Raw genomic sequence first — 8,514 nt, forward strand, 5'->3', positions numbered from 1 at the left:
GCTAAAAAGATTAAAGCGGTTGAGGAGGCCCTTAACCGCCGACCGAGAAAGACATTGGACTATGAGACACCGGGTGATCTGTTTTCAGCAGCCCTTGCCAATGGCATTTGAGCGTTGCACTTGAAATGCGAATGTAAGGCCGTCTGAAAAATTTTCAGACGGCCTGTGATACAATAAACGCATTCAATTTAGGATCAGCAACATGGAAGCCACCGTCTATCTCGAAGACAACGAATACATCGCCTTATGCGACCTGCTCAAATTAGCCGGATTGGCCGAAAGCGGCGGCCAAGCGAAAGCCTTCATCGCCGAAGGTGCGGTGTTGCGCAACGGCGAAGTGGAAACCCGCAAAACCGCTAAAATCCGCGGCGGCGAAGTGATTGAGTTTAACGGTGCGGTATTGGACATTGCCGATGGATACGACCCAGAAGACTAAAGCCGAAGCACTGTTGGGCGAGCCGCTGCTCGACGAACCCGCACGCCCAGAAAGCTGGGAATGCTGCGGCAGCGATTGCGGCGATGCGTGTATTCAAACCATCTATTGGGACGAAAAAGCACGCTACGATGCGCAGCAGAAAAAGCTGCAAAATTTAGACTTATCAGAAGATAAATAAACCGATTCTTTTTCAGACGGCCTAATCATAGGCCGTCTGAACCTTTCTCTTTCCCCCTACACACACACCATGATAGACCTTCATTGCCATTCCACCGTTTCAGACGGCCGCTTAACGCCTACCGAAGTGGTGCGCCTTGCCCATGCCAACGGCTGCACAATGCTGTCACTGACCGACCACGACCACACCGGCGGCTTGGTTGAAGCGCGTACCGAAGCAAATGCGTTGGGGCTGCGTTTTATCAACGGCGTAGAAGTATCGGTGACATGGCGCGGCCGCACGATTCACATCGTCGGCTTGGATTTTGATGAGCAAAATAAAACGCTGCAAAACTTGTTGGCTACTGTGCGTCAAGGCCGTCTGAACCGTTTGCAGGCGATTGCGGATAAATTGGCAAAAAAAGGCATACAGGGTGCGTTTGACGGTGCAATGGCCTTAGTAACCAATCCGGAAATGGCCAGCCGCACCCACATCGCCGAGTTTCTCATCAACAAAGGCCATGTGCGCAACAAGCAGCAGGCGTTCAGCAAATATTTGGGCGATGGCAAACCGTGTTCGGTCAAACACGAATGGGCGGACTTGGGCGAATGCGTGGCCGCCATCAACGGCGCAGGCGGTATGGCGGTGATTGCACACCCGATGCGTTATGATTTATCGGCCACGGCCAAGCGCAATTTGTTTGACGAATTCAAATCGCTCGGTGGCGCAGGCATAGAAGTACACAGCGGCAATTGCAATAAAAACGACCGTTTGAACTACGCCCTATTGGCCGAACGCCACGGTTTACTCGCCAGCTCAGGCAGCGACTTTCACCGCCTGAACGATTTCTCCGGCGGCATACTCGGCGCTTGTCCCGAATTGCCGGAAAACTGTCGGCCGGTTTGGCAACATTTTAAAAATTAAGCCGAGACCTTTGCAAAACTCCAGATTTGAGTACAGTTCGAAGTGAGAGCAGCACAGAAAGCGCAGACATATCACAAAGATAGGCAAGCTTTCGAGCAGCGCATAACGAAGAAATGTGCCAAAGATGGGGATTTTGCAAAGGTCTCAAGCCGTCTGAAATAAGTTGATACAAAAAGACCGTCTGAAAGCATTCCCTTTCAGACGGCCTTTGATTTTTTTATTTAAAACACCGCTTGCAAAATCAGATAACACACCACCGACAATGCAGCCGCAGCCGGTAAGGTAATCACCCAAGCCAAGCCGATCGGTTTCATCAGCGCCCAGTTGGCATTGCGGTTCACTAAGCCGATGCCCAATACCGCGCCAACCAAAATATGCGTACTTGATACCGGCAAACCCATTAATGAAGCTGCCATCACCACTGAAGCGGCCGACAATTCCGCAGCAAAGCCCGAAGCCGGATGCATGGCGGCCAAGCTGGTGCCGACGGTTTTAATCACTTCTTTACCGACAAACCACAAGCCAACAATCAAGGCGATACCGAAAGTCAGCATTGCAATCGGCGGCACGGGATTTTGTGCGTTGATGTCACCGGTACGCAACACATCCATAATCGCAGCAAATGGGCCAATGGCGTTGGCAATATCGTTGGCACCGTGACTGAAGGCAAAACCACAGGCGGTAAACACCTGCATCCAAGAAAACATTTGGAAAGTTGATTTGCCCAAATCTTTGCGCTTCAAACTCTTGGCAAACACAAACGTCGCCAGCCAAATCGCTGCGCCAATCATAAAGATGGTCAAGAAGCTGTTGACATTGCTCATGCCCAAATGCAGGTTTTTCAAGCCTTTGAAAATCAGCATGGCCGATATGATCATACCGCCGACCGAAGCAATCAACGGTGCCCATGAATGCAGCGCTTTATACGAATCAACGCTGTTTTTGCGGTTGTCGATTTCATACAGGCCGCGGTAATAATCGGATTGCAATTCGGCCGGATCAAATTCAGGATCGTTGTAAATTTCTGCATCGCGGGAAATTTTGGTGGCGTAGTCCACTTTACCCGCTTCGTCTAAGGTTTCAAAAAACAGGCGGTATTGCTCTTTGTAGGCTTTCTTTTCCTGCTTAATCGCTTTGAGTGTTTCGTCTGCCCAAGCATTGTAATCCAACACATATTTTTTGATTTGCGAGAATACCACATAAGAAACCAAACCGCCCAATACCGGCGAGAGTACCCAAGAAATGGCGATTTCGCCCAGTTTGCCCCATTTAATCAAGGCACCGGCATCAACATGCGACATAAACGCCAAACACAGCGAACTGCCGACAATACCGCCGATAATCGCATGGGTAGTTGATACCGGCAGGCCTTTGCGCGAAGCAAACAATAGCCACAATGCTGCTGCCAACAAGGCCGACATCATGATGTAAACAAACTGCATAGGCTCGAGGCTCATCGCGCCCAAATCGACAATGCCTTTGCGGATGGTGTCGGTCACTTGGCCGCCGGCAATCACCGCACCGCTGACTTCAAACACCGCCGCAATAATCAAGGCTTGCGGAATGGTTAAGGTACCGGAGCCAACACTGGTACCAAACGAATTGGCAATGTCATTACCGCCGACGTTAAACGCCATAAACACGCCGAACACAGTTGCCAAAAGAAACAGCGCGGTATGGTTGTGATGGGTGTAACCCAAACCCCAATAAATAAAATAGCCGACCATGCCCACAAGCATAGCGGCAAATAAGGCATTAATCAGCTTTAAGTTCGCACTCGGTTGAGCCTGACCCATGGATGGATTCCTTTAAAACAGTTGAAGCGAGCCTGTTTAGTATTACAGTATGGTTACAATATTGTAACATAAGCTTGCATTGTAACCGTTTTGCTGAAATTGTTGCAGATTTATTTCCGTTTTATCGGCTAAATTTCCATTGAACCAGCCAACTTGGCCAAATCGCGTTAAAATAACCGTTTTTCCCATAGAATTCCCATGAGCAGCCAATACTATATCGGCATCATGTCCGGCACCAGCATGGACGGTGCGGATGCCGTTTTAATCCGCATGCAGGGCGCCAACTGGCAAGCCGCCGTCGATCACAGCTTTACCCCTTTTTCAGACGGCCTGCGACAAGAATTATTGGCGCTGCAAAATACCGGCAGCAACGAGTTACACCGCAGTTTTATGCTTTCGCAAACCCTAAGCCGCCTGTATGCCGATACCGTCAACCAGCTCTTGCGCCAGCAAAATCTCACACCTGAAGACATCACCGCCATCGGCTGCCACGGGCAAACCGTGCGCCACGCACCGGAAAACGGTTACAGCGTGCAATTGGCTAATTTGCCACTCTTGGCCGAACTCACCGGCATTTTTACCATTGGTGACTTCCGCAGCCGCGATTTGGCTGCCGGCGGACAAGGCGCGCCATTGGTACCTGCCTTTCATCATGCGCTGTTTTACCATGAAGAAGAAACCTGCGTGGTGCTGAACATCGGCGGCATTTCCAACATCAGCGTTTTACCGCCCGATGCACCGGCATTCGGCTTCGATACCGGCCCCGGCAATATGCTGATGGACGCATGGATGCAACATATCTGGCAGCTTCCTTACGACCGCAACGGCGAAAAAGCAACGCAGGGCAAATTATTGCCCGAATTACTCACCGCCCTGCTCAACCACCCTTATTTTTCCCAGCCTTATCCGAAAAGCACCGGTCGCGAATTGTTTTCACTGGAATGGCTACGAGGCCGTCTGAAAGGCGGCGAGCAGCCGGAAGACGTATTGCAAACCCTGCTCCAATACACCGCCTGCACCATTTTCACCGCCATCCGCCAAGCAGCGCCTGATGTCGGCAACATTTATGTTTGCGGCGGCGGCGTGCAAAACCAAGCCCTGATGGATGCTTTGGAAACCTTAACTCGCCGTAAAAATATTGCCCTACACAGCACCGCCAAGCTGAATCTCGATCCGCAATGGGTCGAAGCGGCTGCCTTCGGTTGGCTGGCGGCCTGCTGGATAAACCGCATACCAAGCAATCCACACCACGCAACCGGCGCACATAAGCCTTGTATTCTGGGGGCAGGTCATTACGCCTGACCTTGGTTGGACATATAATTTAATTTGCTAAAAAACCGCTCAATATCTAAACAATTTGAGCGGTTTACGTTTGGAACGTGAGACCAAGCACCTTAATTGCACAGATAAACCACATATAAAAAAGCCCTTGTTTGAACAAGGGCTTTTATTTCTACAAGCAACGTAAATTATTTCAATTTAGTTTCTTTGTAGATAACGTGTTTACGGGCTACTGGGTCAAATTTTTTGATTTCCAGTTTGCCAGGCATAGTGCGTTTGTTTTTGGTAGTGGTGTAAAAGTGGCCAGTACCAGCACTAGATTCCAATTTGATTTTATCGCGCATTGCAGTAATCCTTAATTATAAGCGTTCGTTAATTAAGCTTCGCCGCGAGCACGCAAATCAGCCAATACGACATCAATGCCTACTTTATCGATGGTGCGCAATGCAGCGTTAGAAACGCGCAAGCGAACCCAGCGGTTTTCACTTTCTACCCAGAAACGACGTGATTGCAAGTTAGGCAAAAAACGACGTTTGGTTTTGTTGTTGGCGTGTGATACGTTATTGCCAGACATCGGGCGCTTACCGGTCACTTTGCAAACTCGTGCCATGGTTAGTCTCCAAACTTCTAAAATAGTAAAACGCGATTTATACCATGAAAAGCAGCGTTTGTTCAAGTCGCTTTCTGAAAAAACGTGATTTACAGGGATAAAACCGCCTAATTGTTGCGTTCGCGAAACGCTTTGCTTCGCGAAGAGATAAAGATGAATTATAACGGATTTTTGACTGGCGCGCATCTGTTGCCTGCCAAAAATACAATCCAATGCCGTCTGAAAAATATAAAGAATATTCCTATAAACACAAAAAAGCCCTGCTTATGCAGGGCTTTTGATTGTTGCTTTCAGAGGCATTAATCCAATTGCGCCACAGAAACCGGCAAACCGCGCACGGCGGCCAATGTGGTATTGGCGGCTTTTTGCTGTTTGCGGAACGCGCTCATGTTATTTGGCGTCAGTTTCGGGGTCGGCAAGGCCACGGTTGTCGGGTTCACCGGCTGGCCGTTGACACGTGCTTCATAGTGCAAATGCGGGCCGGTTGAGCGGCCGCTGCTGCCGACATAGCCGATAATATCACCGGCGCGCACGCTGCCGGTCAATTGTGAAAACGCGCTCATGTGGCCGTACAATGTTTCCACGCCGTTGGCATGCACCACCATCACGGTATGGCCATAGCCGCCTTTCCAACCTTTAAAGGTAATCATGCCATCTGCGGCAGCACGAATCGGCGTACCGGTTGGCGCAGCATAGTCGATACCGGTATGCATACGCACGGTGTGTAAAACCGGATGCACGCGGTAGCCATAAGGCGAAGAAATGCGTGTATATTCAACAGGCTGAATATTAAAACCTTCTTTTTGCTGCAACGATTTACCGTTTTGGTCATAGTAGCTGCCGCTCTCTTCGTCATCTTTACCTTGGCTGTAGTAGTAAGCGTGGTAGGTTTTGCCGTTTTTCACGATTTCAGCGGCCAAAATATCGCCTACGCCCATTTGTTGGCCGCGGAAATACATGCTGTTGTACAGCAAACGGATCACATCGCCCTCTTTTAAGGTTTGCATGTCAACAGTGTCGGCAAAAATCTCACGAAGCTGCAAATAAACGTCGGATGGAATTTCAGCACGCAACATATCGCCAATAGCCGAGCTGCGAATCGCAATCGAGCGCAACGTTGGCATGGTTTTCATGTCGATTTCTTCGTTAGAAGCCTGCCATTTGCCGTTGACCTTTTCCAAGGCCACCAAGTTACGCTCTAATTCTTCATCAATGAAAAACTGTACATCGGTCACTTGGCCGGTGGCATCCACACGGATATTGACCGATTGATCGGCCTTCAGGTTTTTCATGTCACGCGTGGCATTATTTTTCGCCATGATGGCTTTGATGTCGGTTTGCGGCACGCCCATGCGGGTCAAAACATCCGACAGAGAATCGCCCTGCTGCACCACTTCTTGCGCCCAATAGCTGGACTGAAAATTACCGGTTTCAACATAAACTGCCGGTAATTCTTCCAATACGCGTTCAACTTTAAAGTCGCCCGCTTTGGGCATAGGCTCGGTCACCGCATAGGCCGTCATCACACCAGAAACCGGCAGCAACATACCCAACAATGACCAACGCACCGGCTTGTTTCGCCAAAACCGGCTGAAAAAAGAATTTTTCGTTTGTTCAGACACTCGCCAATCCTTCTTAATTTTTATCGCGGTTGAAGCCGCATGATTTATTATTAAAGCTGTATGTTTTGAAATCTGATTTATCTTAATCCGCCGATTTCAAACGGCCCGAAACGACTTGCGGCGGATTAAGATAAATCGACTTTCAGGGCAGAATTATCCGACCCAAGCGATAGATTGACACTTGATTTTGCTGAATTTTACGCGCGCCTATTGTAGCACAAAACCACCCGACGCGCCAAAAAGGCCGTCTGAAACGCCCTTAACTAATATTAGTCCACACTTCATTGAATCAAGTTCAATATGGCGTAAAATAAGCGTTTTCGCTTAACGCCAGCCTTATGAAACTCACGCTCGCCATTCCCGCGCTCAACCGTCGCAACGATGAGACACCGCCGCCGCTCAAACTTGACGCATTTAACCAAATCTTGCGATACGGCCGTCTGAACAAAATACCGCAAACGCCGTCTGAATTTTACCGCCATCATCTGTGGCAAGGCAGCTTATTGGTACAGGCGAAACGTATGCTGAATATTCCGGCCGACCAAGCCGCGGCATTCGCCAGCCCGTTGTGGCAGCAAATGGGTATGCACCAAGTCAGCATCATCAGCGGCGAGCATTTACATATTCAAACCGAAGAAGCCGAACAGCTTTGCCAAGGATTAAGCGATTTTTATCGGGAAGACGGCTGGCAGTTTCATACATTGCGGCCGGACTTATGGCTCATCACCATGCCGTCTGAAAGCGATTGGCAGGTCGCACCAATCTGGGACATCGGCGGACAAATCGGCACTACCGACCAAGCCGCAGGCCGCGATGCCGTGCAATGGCTTAACAAGCAAACTGAAATACAAATGTGGCTGCATAATCATCCGCTCAACCAGCAGCACCAAAACCAACAAGCCCCTGCGCTCAACGGTTTGTGGCTGTGGCAAGATATTGACGGCAGCAGCACGCATACGGGTTTACTCGCCAGCGACAGCCCGTGGGCGCAGTTTTACCCACACCAACGCATCGATGCGCCTTATGATTTTGATGTGTATTTGAATGCGGCCAAAGAATCCGGTTTATCCGTTTCAGACGGCCTGATTTTCTTGGATGATTTGGTCGTTACCGAACAAACCGGTGATGTGTTCGCCTATCAAGAAATCCTACAAAGTTGGGAAAACCGCTGGTTTGCGCCCTTATGGCAAGCCTTGCAATCAGGCCGCCTGAAACAGCTGACGATTGCAACCGATGGCGAAAACGGCGGTGAATTGGTGATAACCCCAACATCCAAATGGGCATTTTGGAAAGCGAAGAAAAGCTTTAATGGCATTTGGTAATCATGTAAAAACAAACAGGCCGTCTGAAACCGTATGAACTGCACCCCAAAAGTTGGACACTTTCCCCCAACTTTAAAAAGGTGCAGTTTTCTTATGTCCAAATATACACTAGACTTCAAATACCGAGCCGTACTCCATTACCATCAAGTGCACAGCCAACAGCGCACCGCAGACCATTTCAACGTCTCACGCACACATCTGCGCCGTTGGATTGCCGCCTACTGCCAAGGCGGTATAACCGCACTTCAACACCCACAGGCTACGCTTATGAAGACTATGCAGACCAAACGCAAGAATCCCTTTATCGTCGACAAACCCGACCATGAAAAAACTCAGGCAGAGCTGATTGAAGAGTTACGCTACATG

Annotated in this window: 10 protein-coding genes; 6 read left to right on the top strand and 4 right to left on the bottom strand. The window is 49.5% G+C overall.

Going from position 1 to position 8,514, the window contains the following annotated elements; genetic code table 11:
- Positions 1-202 precede the first annotated feature (202 nt).
- From CRG49_RS11305 to CRG49_RS11315, 3 genes are all read left to right on the top strand, one after another.
- Entirely contained in the window at positions 203-436 is a 234-nt protein-coding gene (locus tag CRG49_RS11305) for an RNA-binding S4 domain-containing protein (protein ID WP_095501864.1), read from the top strand.
- Positions 414-614 (top strand): oxidoreductase-like domain-containing protein, encoded by a 201-nt coding sequence (locus CRG49_RS11310; protein WP_095501863.1) that lies wholly within the window; start codon positions 414-416, stop codon positions 612-614. The genes CRG49_RS11305 and CRG49_RS11310 overlap by 23 nt, the downstream gene beginning before the upstream one ends.
- Positions 615-683: 69 nt before the next feature.
- The gene (locus CRG49_RS11315) at positions 684-1,517 is read left to right on the top strand and encodes a PHP domain-containing protein (protein WP_095501862.1); all 834 of its coding nucleotides are present in this window, start codon (positions 684-686) and stop codon (positions 1,515-1,517) included.
- 221 nt (positions 1,518-1,738) lie between these two features.
- On the opposite strand, the gene CRG49_RS11325 is transcribed toward CRG49_RS11315, so the two are convergent.
- Entirely contained in the window at positions 1,739-3,313 is a 1,575-nt protein-coding gene (locus tag CRG49_RS11325) for an inorganic phosphate transporter (protein WP_095501861.1), read from the bottom strand.
- 198 nt (positions 3,314-3,511) lie between these two features.
- Between CRG49_RS11325 and CRG49_RS11330 the strand changes: the two genes are divergently transcribed.
- Positions 3,512-4,615, top strand: coding sequence for an anhydro-N-acetylmuramic acid kinase (locus CRG49_RS11330; protein ID WP_095501860.1), 1,104 nt, complete (start codon positions 3,512-3,514; stop codon positions 4,613-4,615).
- Between the two features lie 167 nt (positions 4,616-4,782).
- On the opposite strand, the gene rpmG is transcribed toward CRG49_RS11330, so the two are convergent.
- The 3 genes from rpmG to CRG49_RS11350 form a co-directional block, all read right to left on the bottom strand.
- Positions 4,783-4,938 (bottom strand): 50S ribosomal protein L33, encoded by a 156-nt coding sequence (gene rpmG / locus CRG49_RS11335; protein ID WP_003684373.1) that lies wholly within the window; start codon positions 4,936-4,938, stop codon positions 4,783-4,785.
- Positions 4,939-4,970: 32 nt separating this feature from the next.
- Complete coding sequence (gene rpmB, locus CRG49_RS11340) at positions 4,971-5,204, bottom strand: 50S ribosomal protein L28 (protein ID WP_002216391.1); 234 nt, start codon at positions 5,202-5,204, stop codon at positions 4,971-4,973.
- Between the two features lie 299 nt (positions 5,205-5,503).
- Complete coding sequence (locus tag CRG49_RS11350) at positions 5,504-6,751, bottom strand: M23 family metallopeptidase (RefSeq protein WP_095501867.1); 1,248 nt, start codon at positions 6,749-6,751, stop codon at positions 5,504-5,506.
- 413 nt (positions 6,752-7,164) lie between these two features.
- Here CRG49_RS11350 and CRG49_RS11355 point away from each other — a divergent pair, with 413 nt between their 5' ends.
- Together CRG49_RS11355 and CRG49_RS11360 are read left to right on the top strand one after the other, a co-directional pair.
- Positions 7,165-8,148, top strand: coding sequence for a hypothetical protein (locus tag CRG49_RS11355; RefSeq protein ID WP_095501859.1), 984 nt, complete (start codon positions 7,165-7,167; stop codon positions 8,146-8,148).
- Between the two features lie 93 nt (positions 8,149-8,241).
- Positions 8,242-8,514 (top strand): helix-turn-helix domain-containing protein (locus CRG49_RS11360; RefSeq protein ID WP_097784577.1); only part of this gene is annotated, 273 nt, incomplete at its 3' end.

The sequence above is a fragment of the Neisseria sp. N95_16 genome (assembly GCF_002551535.2).
Taxonomy (GTDB): Bacteria; Pseudomonadota; Gammaproteobacteria; order Burkholderiales; family Neisseriaceae; genus Neisseria; species Neisseria brasiliensis.